This is a genomic window from Methylobacterium planeticum (assembly GCF_008806345.1).
Taxonomy (GTDB): domain Bacteria; phylum Pseudomonadota; class Alphaproteobacteria; order Rhizobiales; family Beijerinckiaceae; genus Methylobacterium; species Methylobacterium planeticum.
On sequence record NZ_VZZJ01000025.1, the window covers coordinates 21,235 to 39,566 of the forward strand.

The 18,332-nt window shown below is 74.5% G+C and carries 15 protein-coding genes; 2 read left to right on the forward strand and 13 right to left on the reverse strand.

From position 1 onward, the window contains the following. Positions 1 to 80: 80 nt before the first annotated feature. Entirely contained in the window at positions 81 to 968 is an 888-nt protein-coding gene (locus F6X51_RS21750; protein WP_150965814.1) for a tetratricopeptide repeat protein, read from the reverse strand. 232 nt (positions 969 to 1,200) lie between these two features. Between F6X51_RS21750 and F6X51_RS21755 the strand changes: the two genes are divergently transcribed. Further along, positions 1,201 to 2,676 (forward strand): leucyl aminopeptidase family protein, encoded by a 1,476-nt coding sequence (locus F6X51_RS21755; protein WP_150965778.1) that lies wholly within the window; start codon positions 1,201 to 1,203, stop codon positions 2,674 to 2,676. A gap of 76 nt (positions 2,677 to 2,752) precedes the next feature. Continuing rightward, entirely contained in the window at positions 2,753 to 3,184 is a 432-nt protein-coding gene (locus F6X51_RS21760) for a GNAT family acetyltransferase (protein ID WP_150965779.1), read from the forward strand. Between the two features lie 7 nt (positions 3,185 to 3,191). Here F6X51_RS21760 and F6X51_RS21765 read toward each other — a convergent pair whose 3' ends face one another. The 12 genes from F6X51_RS21765 to F6X51_RS21820 all read right to left on the reverse strand — a co-directional run bounded on the left by F6X51_RS21765 (position 3,192) and on the right by F6X51_RS21820 (position 18,328). Beyond that, on the reverse strand, positions 3,192 to 4,364 hold the full coding sequence (locus F6X51_RS21765; protein ID WP_150965780.1) for a M20 aminoacylase family protein: 1,173 nt from the start codon (positions 4,362 to 4,364) through the stop codon (positions 3,192 to 3,194). Between the two features lie 72 nt (positions 4,365 to 4,436). After that, positions 4,437 to 4,868, reverse strand: coding sequence for a Cu(I)-responsive transcriptional regulator (gene cueR, locus F6X51_RS21770; RefSeq protein ID WP_246696945.1), 432 nt, complete (start codon positions 4,866 to 4,868; stop codon positions 4,437 to 4,439). 59 nt (positions 4,869 to 4,927) lie between these two features. Then, positions 4,928 to 7,450, reverse strand: a complete 2,523-nt coding sequence (locus F6X51_RS21775) for a heavy metal translocating P-type ATPase (RefSeq protein ID WP_150965815.1) — start codon at positions 7,448 to 7,450, stop codon at positions 4,928 to 4,930. Between the two features lie 86 nt (positions 7,451 to 7,536). After that, positions 7,537 to 8,808: an ATP-binding protein gene (locus F6X51_RS21780; protein WP_150965782.1), complete on the reverse strand. Its 1,272-nt coding sequence runs from the start codon at positions 8,806 to 8,808 to the stop codon at positions 7,537 to 7,539. A gap of 16 nt (positions 8,809 to 8,824) precedes the next feature. Then, on the reverse strand, positions 8,825 to 9,886 hold the full coding sequence (locus tag F6X51_RS21785) for a lysylphosphatidylglycerol synthase domain-containing protein (protein WP_150965783.1): 1,062 nt from the start codon (positions 9,884 to 9,886) through the stop codon (positions 8,825 to 8,827). Positions 9,887 to 10,429: 543 nt separating this feature from the next. After that, positions 10,430 to 11,092 carry a uracil-DNA glycosylase gene (locus tag F6X51_RS21790; protein WP_150965784.1) on the reverse strand — a complete coding sequence of 221 codons (663 nt, stop codon included), beginning with the start codon at positions 11,090 to 11,092 and terminating at the stop codon, positions 10,430 to 10,432. Beyond that, complete coding sequence (locus tag F6X51_RS21795; protein WP_150965816.1) at positions 11,082 to 11,837, reverse strand: PIG-L deacetylase family protein; 756 nt, start codon at positions 11,835 to 11,837, stop codon at positions 11,082 to 11,084. The genes F6X51_RS21790 and F6X51_RS21795 overlap by 11 nt, the downstream gene beginning before the upstream one ends. A 508-nt stretch (positions 11,838 to 12,345) precedes the next feature. After that, positions 12,346 to 13,641 (reverse strand): glycosyltransferase family 4 protein, encoded by a 1,296-nt coding sequence (locus F6X51_RS21800; protein ID WP_150965785.1) that lies wholly within the window; start codon positions 13,639 to 13,641, stop codon positions 12,346 to 12,348. Beyond that, positions 13,638 to 14,516, reverse strand: coding sequence for a sugar phosphate isomerase/epimerase family protein (locus F6X51_RS21805; protein ID WP_150965786.1), 879 nt, complete (start codon positions 14,514 to 14,516; stop codon positions 13,638 to 13,640). The genes F6X51_RS21800 and F6X51_RS21805 overlap by 4 nt, the downstream gene beginning before the upstream one ends. Next, positions 14,513 to 16,150: a YcaO-like family protein gene (locus F6X51_RS21810; RefSeq protein ID WP_150965787.1), complete on the reverse strand. Its 1,638-nt coding sequence runs from the start codon at positions 16,148 to 16,150 to the stop codon at positions 14,513 to 14,515. Before F6X51_RS21810 ends, F6X51_RS21805 begins: the two co-directional genes overlap by 4 nt. Beyond that, positions 16,128 to 17,144, reverse strand: a complete 1,017-nt coding sequence (locus F6X51_RS21815; protein WP_150965788.1) for a Gfo/Idh/MocA family protein — start codon at positions 17,142 to 17,144, stop codon at positions 16,128 to 16,130. The genes F6X51_RS21810 and F6X51_RS21815 overlap by 23 nt, the downstream gene beginning before the upstream one ends. Next, a complete protein-coding gene (locus F6X51_RS21820) occupies positions 17,144 to 18,328 on the reverse strand; it encodes a class I SAM-dependent methyltransferase (RefSeq protein ID WP_150965789.1) in 1,185 nt (394 codons plus the stop codon). Before F6X51_RS21820 ends, F6X51_RS21815 begins: the two co-directional genes overlap by 1 nt. Between the last annotated feature and the right edge of the window lie 4 nt (positions 18,329 to 18,332).

Below are 18,332 nucleotides of genomic sequence, written 5' to 3' on the forward strand. Positions count from 1 at the left end.
CGCGGCGAGGCGGAAGCGCCGGGGCGGGCCGGACGGTTCCCGGCGCGGGCCGCCTCGCGCCCCCGCGATCGGCCCCGTGCTCAGCCCCGCGGAGCCGGCCTGCGGGGCGACCTGTCGGCGCTCTGTCCGGCCTTCTGGGCGACGAAGGCCCGCAGGGCGGCCGCGTTGGCGCTGGCCTCTTCGGGCGGAAGCACCCGGCGCAGGATCGCCTCGGCCTCGGCGAAGTTGCCCTTGAGGCCGAGCACGAGGGCAAGGTTCTGGTGCACCCGGGCATCGGCGCCGGGCTGCCCGGCGGCGAGCCGCAGGGTGGCCTCGGCCGGATCGAGCTGGCGGGCGAGCGCGTAGGAGAGGCCGAGATTGGACAGCACGGCCGGCTCGTTCGGCCGGATCTTCAAGGCCGCGTCGTAGAAGCCCTGGGCCCGGGCGTGGTCGCCGAGCTGGTCGGCGACCGACCCCTGCGCCGAGAGCACGCGCCAATCCGGCTGGGCCGGGGTGTGGGCGTTCTGCAGAACCTCCGCGGCCTCCTGCAGCCGCCCGACCTCCGCCAGCGCCTTGCCGTAGGCGGCCAGTACCGCGGAGTTGCGGGCGTTGCGCAGGGCGGCCTGCTGCAGCACCGCCACGGCCTGGGTGAGCTGCCCGGTGGCCCGCAGGCCCTGCGCGTAGCGCATCGCGATGCCGAGGTCGTTCGGCGATTCCGCGTATTTCGTCCCGAGCGCATCGACGTCGCGCCGGCTGATCCGGCGGGCGTCGCCGCCGCCCGAGCCGAGGCCGAACATCGAGGACAGGCCGGAGGTCAGCCCGGAGGAGGAGCCGGACGAGGGGCTGGAGCCGATCGAGCCCGTCGTCTCGGGGGAGCGCGATTGGCAGCCCGCGGCGACGAGGACGAGGAGCGTGGCGGCTCCGATCCGGGAGCGTCGCAGGGCACGGGATCCGCCGGCCGAGGCTCGCGCCGATCCCGCGGTGGCCATCGCTCGCGCCGTGATCATGTTCCGCTCCGGAGGTGGACCCACGCTTCACGGGTCCGACCCGGCGGTGATAGAGCGTTAACCCTAACCCAGGGTTAAGAACCCGCTCGCCCGCCCCGACGCCGCCCGTCCCAGCCTCGCCCGGCCCTGCGCCGCACGGGCCGCTCGCGAGACGGCCGGGGCGGCGGGCGGACGGATCGTGACCCTCGCCTCCTCCGTATCCGGCATCCCGCGCATGACCGCTTCTCCCCTCGCCCCGTCGCATCCGGGCCTCCTGCCCGCCGGCACCGACGCCATCCCGGTCCACGGCCTCGGGACCGCCGACTGGCCGGGGGCGCAGGCCGCCCTCACCGCGGCGCAGGCGGCCTATTGCGGGGCCGTCGACTTCTCCCCGAAGGCCGGGAGCCTCGCCCTCGTCCCGGCCGAGGACGGCCGCCTCGCGGCCGTCCTGTTCGGCCTCGGCGACACGGCGGGCGCCGCCTACGACCGGCTCCTGCCGGGCAAGCTCCCGGGCCTGCTGCCGCCGGGTCGCTATCGGCTCGCGGGCGCGGGGCTCGACCCCGCCGAGGCGGCCCTGGCCTGGCTTCTCGGCAGCTACCGCTTCGGGCGCTACCGGGCCGCCGGCCCGGATCGGCCGCGCCTCGTGGCGCCGGAGGGCGTCGACGCCGCCGAGATCGGCCGGATCGCCGCCGCGGTCGGCCTCGGCCGCGACCTCGTCAACACCCCGGCCAACGACCTCGGCCCCGCCGAGATCGAGGACGCCGCCCGTGCCCTCGCGGAGCGTCACGGCGCCGCCGTCGCGGTGGTCTCGGGCGAGGCGCTCGCCCGCGACTTTCCGCTGGTCCACGCGGTCGGCGCCGCCTCGCCCCGGGCCCCGCGCCTGATCGATCTGACCTGGGCCCCGAGGGAAGCGGCTCGTGAGCCGTCGGCTTCAGGGAACGCGACCGAGGACGGCGTGCCGACCGTGATCCTCGTCGGCAAGGGCGTCGCCTTCGACACGGGCGGCCTCGACATCAAGCCGTCCGCCGGCATGCTGCTGATGAAGAAGGACATGGGCGGCGCCGCCGCGGCCCTCGCCGCCGCCGAGATGGTGATGGGCGCCGGGCTGCGGCTGCGGCTGCGGGTCCTGATCCCGGCCGTCGAGAACGCGGTCTCGGGCAACGCCTTCCGCCCCGGCGACGTGCTGGCGAGCCGCGCCGGCCTCAGCGTCGAGATCGGCAACACCGACGCGGAGGGCCGCCTGATCCTGGCCGACGCCCTGGCGCTCGCGGATGCCGCCAGGCCCGACCTGCTCATCGACTTCGCGACGCTCACGGGCGCCGCCCGGGTCGCGCTCGGGCCGGATCTGCCGGCCTTCTTCACCGAGGACGAGGCGCTGGCGGGCGAGGTCGCGGCGGCCGGGCGCTCCGCCATCGATCCGGTCTGGCGCATGCCGCTCCACGCCCCCTACGCGAGCCTCCTCGAGTCCCGGGTCGCGGATCTCAACAACGTCGCGGGCGGCCCCTTCGCGGGGGCCATCACGGCGGCCCTGTTCCTGCGCCGCTTCGCGCCGCAGACCCGGGCGCATGTCCATTTCGACCTCTACGGCTGGAACCCCTCGGCGAAGCCCGGCCGCCCCGAGGGCGGCGAGGTCCAGACCGCGCGCCTCGTCTACGCCCTCCTGAAGGACCGCTACGGCGGCGGGCGGCGCGAGCCCCCGGCCGGCGGATGAGGTTCGGACGAAACGGCCCCGGCGCCTCCGCCCGCGGGCCGGGCCCCTCCCCTCGCACGGACCTGGACGGCCCCCGATGGACGATGCGGTGATCCGCCCGATGCGCGACGGGGAGGCCGCCGCGGTGGTGGCGCTCTGGCACGCGGCCGGGGTGTCGCGGCCCTGGAACGACCCGGAGACGGACCTCGCCTTCGCGCGGCGGAGCCCGCACGCCCGTGTGCTCGTCGCCGCACGGGGCGACCGGATCGTCGCCACCGCCATGGTGGGGGAGGACGGGCACCGGGGCTGGGTCTACTACCTGGCCGTCGACCCGGAATGCCAGGGCGGCGGGCTCGGCGGGGCCATGATGGAGGCCGCGGAGACCTGGCTGCGGGGCCGCGGCGTCTGGAAGGTCCAGCTCCTCGTGCGCGCGGACAACGCGGCGGTCCGGCACTTCTACGAGCACCGGGGCTACCGCGACACCCGCACGGTCTGCTTCCAGAAGATCATCGGCGAGGCCGGCGCCTGAGGCGCCGCTAGCCGCCGACGGGAAGTCCGGCCTCGATCAGGCGGGCCCAGAGCGAGGCGCCGTAGGGAGCGGCCGCGTCGTTGAAATCGTAGTCCGGGTGGTGCAGGCCGGCGCTGTCGCCGTTGCCCATGAAGATGTAGGCGCCCGGCCGGTGGGCCAGCATGTAGGAGAAATCCTCCGCCGCCATCAGGGGCGCGACGTCCCGGTCGACCTGCGTCTCCCCGACGATGCCCGCCGCCACGTCGGCCATGAAGGCGGCCTCCGCCGGATGGTTCTCGGTCACCGGGTAGCTGCCGCTGTAATCGATCGTGCCGCTCGCCCCGAAGCCGGCGGCGACGTGGCCCACGATGGCGTCGATGCGCGTCCGCATGGCGTCCCGCACCGCCTGCGACAGGGCCCGCATCGTGCCCCGCAGGGTGACGCTGTCGGGCAGGACGTTGAAGGCCTCGCCGGCCTCCAGGGCGCAGACCGAGACCACCGCCGATTGCAGCGGATCGACCGAGCGGGCGACGATCGTCTGGAGCGCCACGATGACGTGGCTCGCCACCAGCACGCTGTCCACCGCCAGCTGGGGGATCGCCGCGTGGCCGCCCCGGCCCCGGATCGTGATGGTGAAGCGGTCGGTCGAGGCCATGATCGGGCCGGGGCGGATCGCGAAGCGGCCCAGCGGCATCCCCGGGATGTTGTGCAGGCCGTAGACGCTCTCGACGCCGAAGCGCTCCATCAGCCCGTCCTTGACCATCGCCTCGCCGCCGCCGCCGCCCTCCTCCGCGGGCTGGAAGATCATCACGGCGGTGCCGTCGAAGTTGCGGGTCTCGGCGAGATACTTGGCGGCGCCGAGCAGCATCGCGGTGTGCCCGTCATGCCCGCAGGCGTGCATCTTCCCCGGCACCGTCGAGCGGTAGGGCAGGTCCCGCACCTCCTGGATCGGCAGCGCGTCCATGTCGGCGCGCAGGCCGATCGCCCGGTTGGAGGCGTGCCCGCGCCCGCGGATCAGCCCGACCACGCCGGTCCGGCCGATGCCGGTGGCGACCTCGTCGCAGCCGAAATCCCGGAGCTTGTCCGCCACGAACCCCGCCGTGCGCTCAACGTCGTAGAGCAGTTCCGGGTGGGCATGGAGATCGTGCCGCCACGCGGCGATCTCATCCGCGGCGGCGGCGATGCGGTCGATGACGGGCATGGATCGGGCTCGCGGCAGGGGCGGAACGGCAGGCTCGGCCCCGGCCGAGCAAACAGGAGGCCAGGAGCGGGGTCAACGGCCGCGCTTATCGCGCCCGCTCCCCTGCATGGCGCGCATGGCCTGGTCGCTGCCCGGCGGCGCTCCCCCGCCCGCCCGCGGGGCGGCGGTGGCGAGGTCGTCGAGGATCGGGCAATCGGGACGGGCATCGCCGCAGCAATGCTCCGCGAGATTGCGGAGCGTGCGGGTCATGCCCTGCAATTCGGCGATGCGGCGCTCGAGGGCGGCGACGTGGTCGAGGGCGATCGCCTTGACCCCCGCGCTCGCCCGGTCGCGGTCGCGCCAGAGGGCCAGGAGCTCGCCGATCGCCTCCACGGGGAAGCCGAGGTCGCGGGCGCGGCGGATGAAGCGCAGGCTGTGCAGGTCGGATTCGGCGTAATGCCGGTAGCCGGCCCCGGTCCGCGCGGCCGGGGGCAGCAGGCCGATCTCCTCGTAGTATCGGATCATCTTGGCCGAGACGCCGGTCAGGCGCGCCGCCTCGCCGATCGTGACCGGGAGGCCGGCGCTCACGCGGGCCTCCCCACGAGGGCGGGGCCGGGGGCCGGCCGGGCCGCGCGCGGCGCCCCCGCCCGGCGCAGCCGGAGGGCGTTGCCGACCACGAAGACGCTCGACAAGGCCATGGCGCCGGCGGCGAGGACCGGCGAGAGCGGCGGGCCGCCGAAGAGCGTCAGCACGCCCGCCGCCACCGGGATCAGCGCGACGTTGTAGGCGAAGGCCCAGAACAGGTTCTGGCGGATGTTGCGCATCACCGCCCGGGACAGGGCGAAGGCCGTGACGAGGGCGCCGGGATCGCCCGACATCAGCACCACGTCGGCGCTCTCGACCGCGATGTCGGTGCCGGTGCCGATGGCGAGGCCGACCTCCGCCTCGGCGAGCGCCGGCGCGTCGTTGATGCCATCGCCCACGAAGGCCACCGGGCCGTGGGCGGCGCGCAGGCGCCGCACCGCCTCGACCTTGCCGCCGGGCAGGAGTTCCGCCGCGACCTCCGCGATGCCGAGGGCCCGCGCCACCCCCTCGGCGGTGCGGCGGTCGTCCCCCGTCACCATCGCGACGACGAGGCCCTGCGCCCGCAGGGCCGCCACCGCCGCGGCGGCGCCGGGCTTGACCGGGTCCGCCACCGCCAGGAGCGCGGCGAGGCGCCCGTCGAGGACGGCGTAGAGGGGGCTGCGGCCGGCCCCGCCCAGGCGCCCCGCCTCCGCCGCGAGGCTGTCGGTGGCGATGCCGAGGCGCTCCATGTGGCGCCGCGAACCGACCGCGACGCTGCGGCCGGCGACGCGGCCCTCGACGCCGTGGCCCGTGAGGGCCGCGAAGCCCTCCGGCTCGGACAGCGCGAGGCCGCGCGCCCGCGCCGCCGCCACGACGGCCCCCGCGACCGGGTGCTCGGACCGGCTCTCCAGGGCGGCGACGGCGGCGAGAACCTCCGCCTCCGCGAAGCCCGGCGCCGCGACGAGGTCGGTCAGGGCGGGCCGGCCCTCCGTCAGGGTGCCGGTCTTGTCGAGGGCGACGACCCGCACGTCCCGCAGCGCCTGCAGGGCGGCGCCGTCGCGGAACAGCACGCCGCGCTCGGCCGCCCGGCCGGTGCCGACCATGATCGAGGTCGGCGTGGCGAGGCCCATGGCGCAGGGGCAGGCGATGATCAGCACCGCGATGGCGTTGACGAGGGCGTGGCCGAGGGCGGGGGCGGGCGCGAGGGCGAGCCAGGCCAGGAAGGTCGCGAGGGCGAGCCCGATCACGGCGGGCACGAAGCGGCCGGTGACCCGGTCGACCAGCGCCTGGATCGGGAGCTTGGCGCCCTGCGCCGCCTCGACCATGCGGACGATCTGGGACAGCACCGTGTCGGGGCCGACCGAGCCGACCCGCAGGTCCAGGCTGCCCTGCCCGTTCAGGGTGCCGCCCACGGTGGCGTCGCCCGGGCGCTTCGCGACCGGGGCGGGCTCGCCCGTGACCATGCTCTCGTCGACGTAACTTCCACCCGCCACCACGGTGCCGTCCGCCGCGATCCGCTCGCCGGGGCGCACCCGCACCACGTCGCCGACCGCGAGGGCGGCCACCGGCACCGCGCGCTCGGCCCCGTCCCGCACCACCCGGGCCATCTTCGGGGCGAGGTCGAGGAGGCGGGCGATGGCCGCGCCGGTCCGGCCCCTGGCCCGGGCCTCCAGGGTCCGGCCGAGCAGGATCAGGGTGACGATGAGGACGCTCGCCTCGAAGTAGAGATGCGCGCTGCCCGCCGGCAGCAGGCCGGGGGCGAAGGCCGCCGCGAGGGAGTAGAGGTAGGCCGCCCCGGCGCCGAGCGCCACGAGGGCGTTCATGTCCGGATGGCCCCGCAGCAGGCCCGGGATCCCGCGCGCGAAGAAGCGCCGCCCCGGGCCGGCGAGGACGAGGCTCGCGAGCGCGGCCTCGATCGCGGCACCCCCCGGCACCCCGTGGTGCAGGGCGGGGACGAGGTGGCCGCCCATGTCGAGGACGACGATCGGCAGGGACAGGAGCGCGGCCGTCAGGACGTCGCGCCGGAGATCCCCCGCCTCGGCGGCCTGCCGGGCCTCGGCGTCGGCCGGGCTCGCCTCGGCCTCGACCCGGGCCGCGTAGCCCGCCGCCCGCACCGCCGCGGAGAGGTCGTCCGGCGCGACGAGCCCCTCGGGGTGGCGCACCTGCGCGGTGCCGGCCGCGAGGTTCACGACGGCGCCCCCCACCCCCGGCACGGCGGCGAGCGCCCGCTCCACCCGGGCGACGCAGGCGGCGCAGGACAGGCCCTCGAGGCGCAGCCGCGTGGTGGTCTCGGGGATCGCGTAGCCGGCCTCCTCCACCGCCGCGCGGATCGCGGCCGGGCCGGTCCCGGACAGGCTGAGCCCGGCCCGGCCGGTGGCGAGGTTGACGGAGACGTCGCGGGCGCCCGGCACGGCCGCGAGGGCCCGCTCGACGCGCCCGACGCAGGAGACGCAGGACAGGCCGGTGACGGGGACGCTCAGGCGGCGGCCGGGAGGGGCGCCGGCGGGCGCGGCGGGGCGGGACGGGTCGGCGGCGGTATCCATGCCCACCCATGTGGGGCTTCCCATGATGGGAAGGTCAAGACCCCGAAGGATCGGGGATCGGGGATCGGGGATCGCGCCGGCCGGCCCTAGCGCGAAGCGCCCTCGTGCGCCGGCAGAGTCACCCGCACGGTCGTGCCCCCGTCGACGACGCTCTCGATCGCGAGCCGCCCGCGGTGGCGGTTGAGGGTGTGCTTGACGATGGCGAGGCCGAGGCCGGTGCCGCCCTGCTGGCGGCTCGAGGCCACGTCGACCCGGTAGAAGCGCTCGGTCAGGCGCGGGATGTGCTCGGGCGCGATGCCCCGCCCGTCATCCTGCACGGTGAGCTCGATCTGCGCCGCCCCGCGCGGGCCCTCGGCGATGCGGGCGAGCCCGACCCGGACGGTGCCGCCGCCGTACTTCACGGCGTTCTCCACGAGGTTCTCGACGACGCGCATCAGCTCGTCCCGCTCGCCGAGGACCGGGAAGGCGCCGTCCTGCGCCTCGAGCCCGATCGCGACGCCGCGCTCGGTGGCGAGCGCGGCCTGGGTGTCCACCATCTGGCGGGCGATCTGGCCGAGATCGACCACCTGGGTCGGCACCACGTGCTCGCGCAGCTCGATCCGCGAGAGCGAGAGCAGATCGTCGATGAGCCGGGTCATGCGCTGGGCCTGGCTCAGCATGATCGCGAGGAAGCGCTCGCGGGCGGGGGCGTCGTTGCGGGCCGGTCCCTGCAGGGTCTCGATGAAGCCGAGGAGGGAGGCCAGCGGCGTGCGCAGCTCGTGGCTCGCATTGGCGACGAAATCGACCCGCATGGTCTCGAGGCGCCGGGCCGAGGTCAGGTCGCGCAGGTACAGGACGACGTTCGGCTGCCCGGTTCCGGGCGGGGCCGGGCCCCCGTCCGGCACCGGCATCGGCAGGGCGCCGATCTGCACCTCGAAGACGCGCTCGGTCGGGACCCGGGTGGCGTAGGCGGTCTTGAGGGGCTGGCCGCTGCGCAGCACCTCCTCGATGCCGTCGAGGACATCGGGGGCCCGCAGGGCGAAGGAGAGCGGGTGGCGCAGCTTCAGGCTCGGCAGCAGCGCCCGGGCGGCGGCGTTGGCCTCGATCACCACGGCCCGCCGGTCGATCAGGATGACCGGGTCGGGGATGTTGGCCAGCAGCGCCTCCGCGACCGCGTGGCGGTCGGGCCCGGCGACGCCCGCCTTCGGCCGCGGGGGCCCGGCGCCGCCGCGCCCGAGGAGCCCGGCCACCGGGATCGTCAGGAGCGCGACGGCGAGGAAGACGAGGTCGAACCCGGTGCGGATCAGCGCCAGGAGGGCCAGGGTCGCGGCCGCGAGGGCCGCCCCGGCCAGGGCCGATCGGCGGGCATCCGGCAGCATCGCGTCGGGCCTTCGGTCAGGCCCCGTCGGGCGGTGCGGCGCGCGCGAGGCGCGCGCGCTTGGCGATCTCGTAGGCGCCGAGCATCGCCAGCGCCGCCACGAAGGGCACGAGGTAGTAGCAGACCCGGAACAGCAGCAGCGAGCCGAGCACCTGGTCCCGCGGCAGGCTGGAGAGCGCCAGCAGGATCGTCGCCTCGAACACCCCGAGGCCGCCGGGCGCGTTCGAGGCGATGCCCAGCATCGCCGCCAGCACGTAGACGGCCAGGAAGGTGGTGAAGCCGATGGTCAGCCCCTGCGGCAGCAGCACGTAGAGCACGGCCGCCGCCGCGCAGACGTCCCCGATGCCGACGATCATCTGGCTGAAGGAGACGGAGGCGCCGGGCAGCTCGAGGCGCCAGCCCTTCACCTTCACGCTGCGCCGCTTCAGGGAGACCCAGGCGAGGTAGCCGAGCACCGCGAGCAGCGCGGCGAGCCCCGCCCCCTGGTTCAGGCGGATCGACGTGAAGGTCAGCCCCGCGAGCTGCCCCGCCTCCACGATCAGGCTCAGCCCGAGCACCACCCCCATGCCGAGCCAGAAGGTGAAGCCGGCGATCACCGTCAGGGCCGCGATCTTGGCCGGCGACAGGCCCTTGTCCGAGTAGATCCAGTACCGGATCGTGCCCGCCGTCAGGAGCGGGAAGCCGAGGGTGAAGCTCACCGCGTAGCTCGTGAAGGAGGCGAGCGCGGTGGTCCGGTAGGGCACCTTCAGCTTGAGCTGGCGCAGCGCCAGGGCATCGTACCCGGTCAGGAACAGGTAGCTGACGAGGACGAACAGGAAGGCGAGGCCGAGCTGGGTTCCGGCCGCGTCCGTGAAGGCGGCGTGGAGCTCGGCCCAGGTGACGGTCTGGACGAGCTTCCACAGGACGCCGAGGGAGACCGCGAACAGCACGATGCTGGCCGCCGTGCCGATCCAGGCATAGCGGCCCTTGAAGCTGTGCTTGCGCGCAACCTCGGGCACGCCGGCGGCCTCGGCCGTCCGATCGGCCTCCAGGGCCTCGGCCGCATCGAGCGCCTTCTGCTCATGTCCCGCAAAATTCATATCGATCGGCGTCCGCCTCCGCCGGTTGTCGCGCTCGGCCCGAAGGGCGGCGCGACTGATTCCGAGCCCATGCCGGATCGCGGCCCGTCGGCGAGGCATTTAGGGACTTACGCCGCATAAGGCCAGCGATGCCCTTGGGATACCAGAGGATGGTGCGGGTCAGCCGGCCTCGCGCAAAGCTGTCCGGCACCAGCCTGCTGCCCCGGGGCGACGATCTGCCCCCCCTGCTCGGGCTCGCGTGCGGCTCGCCGCGGCGGTCCCGTCGTCGCGCCCCCTCTCCCGTGCGGGAGAGGTTTGCCCGCGGAGCGGGCCGGGGTGAGGGATGCGCGTTGTCCGGAAAGGTCGCACCCCTCACCCGGTCGGCTGGCGCCGACTCGACCTCTCCCGGACGGGAGAGGTGGGGCGCACCGCCGTCCGCGCCACATCGTCGTTCAGACGCGCCGGCTGCGAGCCAGGGACAAGGCGGTGGATCTCGGGGCCGGCGCGGGGAGCGCGTCGGACCCCCTCCCGGACAGGTGCGGCGACGCACGCCGCCCGTCGGCGTCACGCACTGGGTTCCGCCTCGGACGCACGCGCCCCACCCGGCGCCCCCCGCAGGAGAGCCGACGCCTCGGCGAGGCCGGTGCGGATGCGGGTGCCGACCTGGGGGGAGGTGCAGACGTAGGTCGGGCTCGGATGCGGGATCTCGACGATGGGGAGGCCGGGGCGCAGGGCCGCGAGCGCCGGGCGGGCGCCGGCGGCGAAGCGGCCGGACAGGACCGCCACCGCGAGGGCGGGCAGGCAGGCGAGGAGCGGTGCGAGATAGGGGCCCGCCGCCGTCATCTCGGAGCGGCGGGGCGCCCGGTTGAGGGCGCCCTCGGGGTGGATCACCCACGGGATCGTGTTCCAGATCAGCGTATCCCGGCGGGCGATCTCCGCCTCGGCGAGGAAGCGGAACAGGTTCGCGGCGGTGCCGGTGGCGTTGTCGCGGGAGACGAAGCCGGTCTTGACGATCGCCGGGCCCGGGGTCTCGAGGAGGAGCAGCATCCGGGCGCCGACGCCGCCGTCGAGGGGGTCGGGGTCGGGGACCGGGGCCCCCCGCTCCGCCGCGATGGCGCGGGCGAGAGCCCGCAGGGGCGCGAGGTGCGGGGCCTCGACCGCGGCCCGCCGGGCCGCCAGGACGGCCGGGTCGGCGAGGCTCTTCGGGGCTGACGGCTCAGGCGCCATCGCCCGGACAGCCCGCGGGCAGCGGGCCCGCCCGGCGGAAGCACTCGACCCCGCCCTCCTCCGCGAGGCGGCGCGCCAGCCCGTCGCGCCCGCCGAACTGGAAGCCGATCTGCGTGGCGTAGGCCGCGCAGGCCGCCTCCTTGCGCGCCCGGGCCCCGGCGCCGAACCGCACCGTCCAGCCCGGCAGGTCCGCCACGAGGTCGCGCAGGGGCTCCCGGGGGTCGGGGCTGCGCACCGTGTAGGGGAAGTCGCGCCACCACAGGACCGGCTGGGCCGGGGCCAGCGCCCGCAGGGCCCGCACCACCTGCACGTGGTCGACATGGCCGCCCACCGCCTGCGGCGCCAGGACGAGGTCGGGCCGGGTCTCGCCGAGGAGGTCGGCGAAGGCCGGGATCAGGTCGGCCACGACGCCGTCGTCGGGGCGCGTCGCGGCAAACAATGCGGGGGCGGCGCCGTAGCCGCGATGCGGCGCCTCCCGGAACGGCAGGTGCCGGGGCGCCGCGATGCCGAGGACCCGCGCGGCCTGCGCGTCCTCGGCCCGGCGCAGGGCCATGTAATCGGCCTCGGGGGGCAGGTCCTTGTCGAGCTGGCAGGCGAGCGCGAACCCGGTCGGGGCGCGCACGCTGCTGGTGAAGATTGTGGCCATCACCACCGACCAGCCGGCCTCGGCCAGCACCGCCAGGGTGCCGCCGCAGGAGAAGGCGGCATCGTCGAGATGGGGGGAGAGCGCCAGGGCGACGGGCATCTTTCGGGGCCTCATGCAGGGCTCGACGGGCCCCCTCTCCCCGGCGGGAGAGGGTTGGGGTGCGATGTCTCCGGAGAGGTCGCACCCCTCACCCGGTGCGCGTGCCGCGCACTCGACCTCTCCCGGACGGGAGAGGTGGGGCGGGCCTCCGTCCGGAGTGAGTCGCGGTCCCGTGGTGGCGCGGGTGGCGCGACGGGCCCCCTCTCCCGGCCGGGAGAGGTTTGCCCGCGGAAGCGGGCCGGGGTGAGGGAGGCGCGCTGTCCGGATGCGTCGCACCCCTCACCCGGTCGGCTGGCGCCGACTCGACCTCTCCCGGACGGGAGCGGTGGGGTGCGCCGCTCCGGGGGGACCGGTCGGCGGGCGCGGGTGCCGCGACGGGCCCCCGCTCCCGGGCGGGAGAGGGTCGGGGTGCGGGACGCGACTTGTCCGGGAGAGGCGGGCGCAGGCCGGGCGTCATCCGGTCGCTCCGGCGCGGCGACGACGGGCGCCGGACCGGGCGTGGAGACCCTCACAGGAGGTGCGGCTCCGCCCGGAAGCGGCAGGCCGGGTCGGCGGGCAGCTCGGGCGAGAAGCCGGTGGCCGGGCGCTCGCGGGCGACGCGGGCGTAGACCTCCATGATCTGGCGGCCGACCGTGGCCCAGGAATAGACCCGGCGGCATTCCGCGAGGCCGTCGCGGGCGAGGCGGCGGCGCAGGGGCTCGTCCTCGATCACCCGGGTCAGGGCCCGGGCGAGGGCCGGCACGTCGCCGGGCTCGACGAGGAGGCCGTTCTCGTCGTCGCGCAGGCAATCCGAGACCCCGACCGAGTGGGTCGAGACCACCGCGAGGCCGGCCGCCATCGCCTCCAGGATGGTGTTGGAGAAGCCCTCCGCGTAGGTCGGGGAGACGAACACGTCCGCCTGCCGGTAGAGGTCCGGGACCCTGTCGTAATCGGCGTAGCCGGTGAAGCGGATCTCGGATTCGGGGAAGCCGTGCTCGGCCGCCCGCGCCCTGGCGGGCTCGACGTCCGGGCCGATCCCCGAGATCGTGGCGCCGAAGCCCGTTCCCTGCTCGCGCATCAGCGCCAGGGCGTCGATGAAGTCGAGGACGCCTTTCCGGCGGTCGACCCGGCCGTGGTAGAGCAGGCGCACCGGCCCCCTGTGCGGCGCCGGCAGCCCGCCGCCCGCCTTCCCGCCGGTTTGCTCACCCTCCTGCGCGCCCCCTTGCCCGCTCCCTTGCCCATCCCCTCGCGCGAAGCGGACGGTGTCGACGGCGCCCGGCACGATGGTGAAGCGGGCGGGATCGGAGCCGAGCCGGTCGCAGACCTCGGCCACGAAGGAGCGGCCGCCGATCAGCAGGGCGTTGGCCCGGGCCAGCACCGTGCACATGGCGACCCGGTGGGTCTCGCAGCAGGAGCCGACCCAGTGCCCGTCGCCGCCCTGGATCGAGACCACGTTCGGCACGCCGAGGCGGCGCGATGCGAGGAGCACGGCCCAGCCCGTGGGATAGCCGTACTGCGCGTGCAGGACGTCGAAGGGCCGGCGGGCGTGCTCGGCCGCGATGGTCTCCACCATCGTGTCGATGTCGCGCTCGAAATCGCCCTCGGTCTGCTCGCCGACCTGCTCCAGGCCGATCACCCGGACGCCGGGCACCGGCGGCGGCGGGCCGCCGCCGTAGACCCGGGTGCCGAAGGCGTCGCCCCGGTACTGGCTGATCATCGTGACGTCGTGGCCGGCGCCGACGAGCTCGCGCAGGAGGTTCTGCGCGTAGACGCTCATGCCGGAAATCGCCGGGAAGTAGCGTCGGCTGACGAAGCAGATCCTCATCGGACGGGCGTTTCCCGGAGCGTCGTGTCGAGCGGGGGCAGGTCGGGGCCGCCGCGGCGGCAATCGCGCAGATAGGCGAGCGCCTGCGGGATCATCGTGTCGGCCCGGTGGCTCTCGCGGGAGAGCTCGACGCAGATCAGCTTGTCGAACCGGATGGCCTCGAGGGCCGCGAGCACGCCCGGAACGTCCATGTCGCCCGCGCCGAAGGGCAGGTGGACATGGACGCCCCGCGCCATGTCCTCGATCGCCACGGTGCCGATCCGGTCGGCGAACTCGGCCACCGCCGCGGCCGGCTCGCGCTCGCCGGTGACGAGGCAGTGGCCGGTGTCGAGGGCGAGCTTCAGGCCCGGGACGGCGAGGTCGGCGTAATCGTCGAGGGTCTCGATCAGCATGCCGGGCTCGGGCTCGAGGCAGGGCACGACGCCCTGCCCGGCCGCGTAGGCGACGACCTCGGCGAGGCCCTCCTGCAGCCAGGCCCGGGCCGCGTCCGGCTCGATCCCGGGCCTGGGCACCCCGGCCCAGAACGAGACCGCCTCGGATTTCAGGATGCCGCCGATGTCGATCGCCCGCTTGAGGAAGCCGACCCGGCGGGCGCGGGCGGTGGCGTCGGCCGTCACCAGGGTCGGCTCGTGCTTGTGCTTCGGATCGAGGAGGAAGCGGGCGCCGGTCTCGATGACGGAGCCGAGGCCGAGGCGCTCGAGGCGGCTCGCCACCCGCTCGGCCTCCCGCGCCCATTCCTCCGCGAAGGGATCGAGGTGGTGGATGTCGAGGGTGAGGGCGACGCCGTCGTAGCCGGCCTCGGCGATCAGCTCGAGGGCGTCGTCCAGCCGGTGGTTGGCGGCGCCGTTGGTGTTGTAGGCGAAGCGGAGCGTCATGCGGCCTGCCCCCTCTCCTGCAACCGGAACGGCGCGTGGTGCGATTCCGGCTCGCGGTAGAGGGGATAATGGCTCCCGACGATTCGTTCCGCCAGGGCGGTGTCGAACAGGGGCTGGCGCCCGCCGAAGCGCTCCAGGGCCTCCGGCGTCAGGCGCACGGGCAGGAGCGTGTCGGTCGCCGTGCCGAAGCGGATCAGGGGGTGGTCGCGCTCCAGGAGCTTGCGGGCGTTGCGCTCGCCGATCCGGTAATAGCTCATGGTCTCGACTTCGAGCCCCGGCACGATGGCCTTGACCACCCCGACCCCGCCGCCGGGGGGCGAGCAATCGACGTACAGGATGTCGAACCCGGCCTCGGTCAGCCGGTCGCAGGCGATGGCGCCCCGTTCATGCCCGTCGGCGGCCGGCGTCGTCGGACATGTGTGAAAGGCTTTCATGATTTGTTCCGAATAGACCGTCTTTGCCAGGACCGCGTGCAGGTCCTCCGGCGGCAGCACGATCCACTCCAGCATGGCCTTGAGGGCCCGGGTCTCCTCGAGGTCGAGGCTCGGTAAAGCCTTCTGGATGAAGGCTTTCACGTAGCCCGGCGGCGTCACCCGCTCGGCGAAGGCCAGGGGGCCGTGCCCGAACGCCTTGCGCACCCGCGCCGCCTGGAACTCCAGCAACGCCTTGCGGAGCGCCCGCTCCCGGTCCGGGTCGCACGCCTCGCCGCACGCCGAAAGCGCAATCGGAACAGGGGCTTCGGCCGGGTTCTTGTCATACCCCACGACGTAGAGGTTGGTCAGTCCGAACTGGTCGGTGGCGAATTTCGGCAGCGCCCTGATGCCGAGATCCGACAACCGCGCCAGCATCGCGGCCGTCTCCGGCCCGAGCCCCTCCGAGACGTCGAGCACGACGCCCTGATCGAGGGCGCGGAACAGGAGCCCGTTCCCGTCCCGCTGCAGCAGTTCGAGCACCCCGTGCCCGAGCGCGAACGGCACGTCCGGCCCGGCACCGAGGCCGTTGGTGATCAGGTTGGTGAACGGGACGTAACCCTCGCTCAATTCGAAGTAATCCGTCGCCGCGACGTCGAGGGGCATCAGCACGGTCTCGCCGGTCCGGTGCCGGATCGCGGGCGTCCACTCGAGCACCGTGCCGCGCCCCACCGGCGAGCCCGCGGGCAGGCAGAGGGTGAGCGGGTCGGCCACGGCGCCCACCCCGAAGACCCTGACGAGGTCGTCGTAGCAGGCGCGCTCCTTGTTGCGCGGCATCACCGCGAGCGACGGCATCAGGTTCTCGGCGATCTCCGCCACCGCCCCGATGATGGCCTCGTCGTCCGTGGCCCCGTACCCGATGCCGCTCGGCATCGCGCCGACGAAGAAGGGATCGTCGAGGAACAGCGACACGAACCAGACCGGGATCCCCGTGCGGTCGAGGGGCGCGAGGGGAAATCCGACGATGCGGCCCTCCGGCAGGATATCCAGATAGGCACGCACCGGCTCGGGCAAGCTCGACGGCAACCCCTCGATCCGGCGCGGCGCTCCGTGGCTGTAACGGCGCGGTGTCTTGATGCGGGCGTGGCGTGCCCGGGCATCCTGATCGTGGTCGGTCACGTCGGGGTCCCTTTCCGTCGTCTCAGGCGACCCGCGCGCCGGCATGGCCGTAGGCGCGGGCGATCAGCCGCATGGTGTGGAGGTCGCGCTCCGCCGAGTAGGCCGCGCGCTCCTCGGGGCGCCGCAGCGCCGAGCCGAAGGCGCGCACCTGCTCAAGGAAGGGCGAGGCCTGCGTGTCGAAGGTCAGCGCCTCGACCGCGCCGGTGCTGCCGTCCGTGAAGGTTACGCTGCCGCCGGCCACCTGACCCATCGTGTCGGTGGCGGTGAGCTGACCGCGGGTGCCGAGCACTTCCAGCCGCCGCCGCGGCAGCCTGTCTGGACAATTGTAGGCGACGTGCAGGCTCGCGAGCACCCCGGAGCCCGTCTGGCCGATCAGGAGGGCCCCGTCGTCGACCGCGTAATCCTGGGCCTTGGCCTGGGTCAGGGCCGCGATGTGGGTCACGCAATCGCCGACCAAGAAATCGACGAGATCGAGCCCGTGCGGGGCGAGGTCGATCAGGGCGCCGCCCCCGGCCTGCGCCGGGTCGATCCGCCAGTTGTCCTGGCCCTGGAACGACGCCCAGGCCCGGTCGAGCCAGCAGGCGTAGACGATGCGCACGGCCGTCACCGTGCCGAGGCGCCCGGCCTCAATGGCGGCCCGCATGGCGCGATGGCCCGGGTGATGGCGCTGGTCGAAGGCCGTGCCGTAGAAGATCCCGCTGCCCCGAACGGCGGAGGCCATCGCCTCGGCATCCGCGAGGGAGGCCGCCATCGGCTTCTCGCAGAGCACGGCCTTGCCGGCGGCGGCCAACGCCTCGACAGCCCCGCGATGCAGGTGGTTCGGGGTCGCGACGTAGACCGCCTCGACCTCGGGCTCCGCGAGGAGGCCCGCGAGTTCGGCGTGGCCCCGCGCGCCCTCGGCTTCGGCCGCGCGGCGAGAGGCTTCGCCCGGATCGCAGACCGCGATGAGGCGGTGGCCTGCTGCCCGGATCCCCGGGGCCATGTAGTCGCGCGCGACCCAGCCGTAGCCGACGATGCCCCAGCCGACGCGATCCGCCATCACCAGCGCTCCGGGAGATCGACGAATTCGCGCCGCCGCACCCGGTCGGCATCGGGCGAAGTCGCCTTTCCGACCCAGTCGAGGATTTCCGGACCGGACGATTGCAGCGGGTAGGTCACCCGGCCGGCATATTCCGCCTCGTAGCGCTCGGACGGCCAGCGGATGACGTAGGATCCGGGTGCGTCCTGCGCGTAGAGCGGGTTCAGCGTGAGCTGCGTCCCCTCGCGTGGCAGGGTGAGCCCATCGATCACGGAGCGTGGAGCCGGCCGCATGCCGGGCCCGGCAACCACCGAGAACGCCTCGCAGCTCTTCAGGTCCGATGGCTTGCGCGGTGCCGGGGCGCGGACCTCGACCAGGGCCGTCGTCAGCTCGGCATCGTCATACACGAGGGCATCCGGGAACAGCTCCTCGATTTCCTCGGCCGAGACCGCGCGGCCGGCCGAGAAGCCCGGCCGGTCGCTGTTGTGGATATGGCTCAGGGCGAGCCAGCCGTCGTCGCCCGCGTTCTGGCGCAAGGACTCGAGGAGTGTCGCCTTGTCGTCGAGGAAGTAGAAGGCGTCGTTGCAGACGACGAGGTCGACCGGTGCGCCGGAGACCGGCCACTGCAGCGAGCCGGCATCGAAGCAGACCAATTGGGCCTTTCCGGGCACGACCCAGTGCCGCGCGACCCAGAGCTTGGCGAACACCACGTCGGCGCCCGCGACCTTGGCCCCACGGGACTGGAACTCGCGCAGGTAATGCCCGATGCCGCAGGCGAATTCGAACACGCAGGACGGATCGTTCCAATGAGCCTCGAGGAGCGCGAGTCCCGCCAGGAAGGTCGGGTCGGTCCAGCGGTTCAGGAAGTAGTCGCCGACGCGGCCCCAGCCGAGGAGCCGCACGGCATCGCGCAAGGTCGCCGTATCGCGCTCGCGCACGATCTGCCGCAAGTCGTCCGGGTTTGCCGGCGGCCCGTTCCACCAATCGTCCTGGTCGGCGAGGAGGCCGATCAGGGCCACTTCGGCTTCACCCGCATCGAGATGGGCCAGTGTGCGGACGACGAGGTCGCGGCGGTTCGTGCGCAGGTAGGGGATGCCGTCGATCACCGGCCAACGCGCGCCGGTTTCCGCATCCCGCAGGGAATGCGGCGTGTCGGACTTCAGGGCATTGCCGGTTTCGGGCGAGTTCAGGCCGAAGGGGATCATGTTG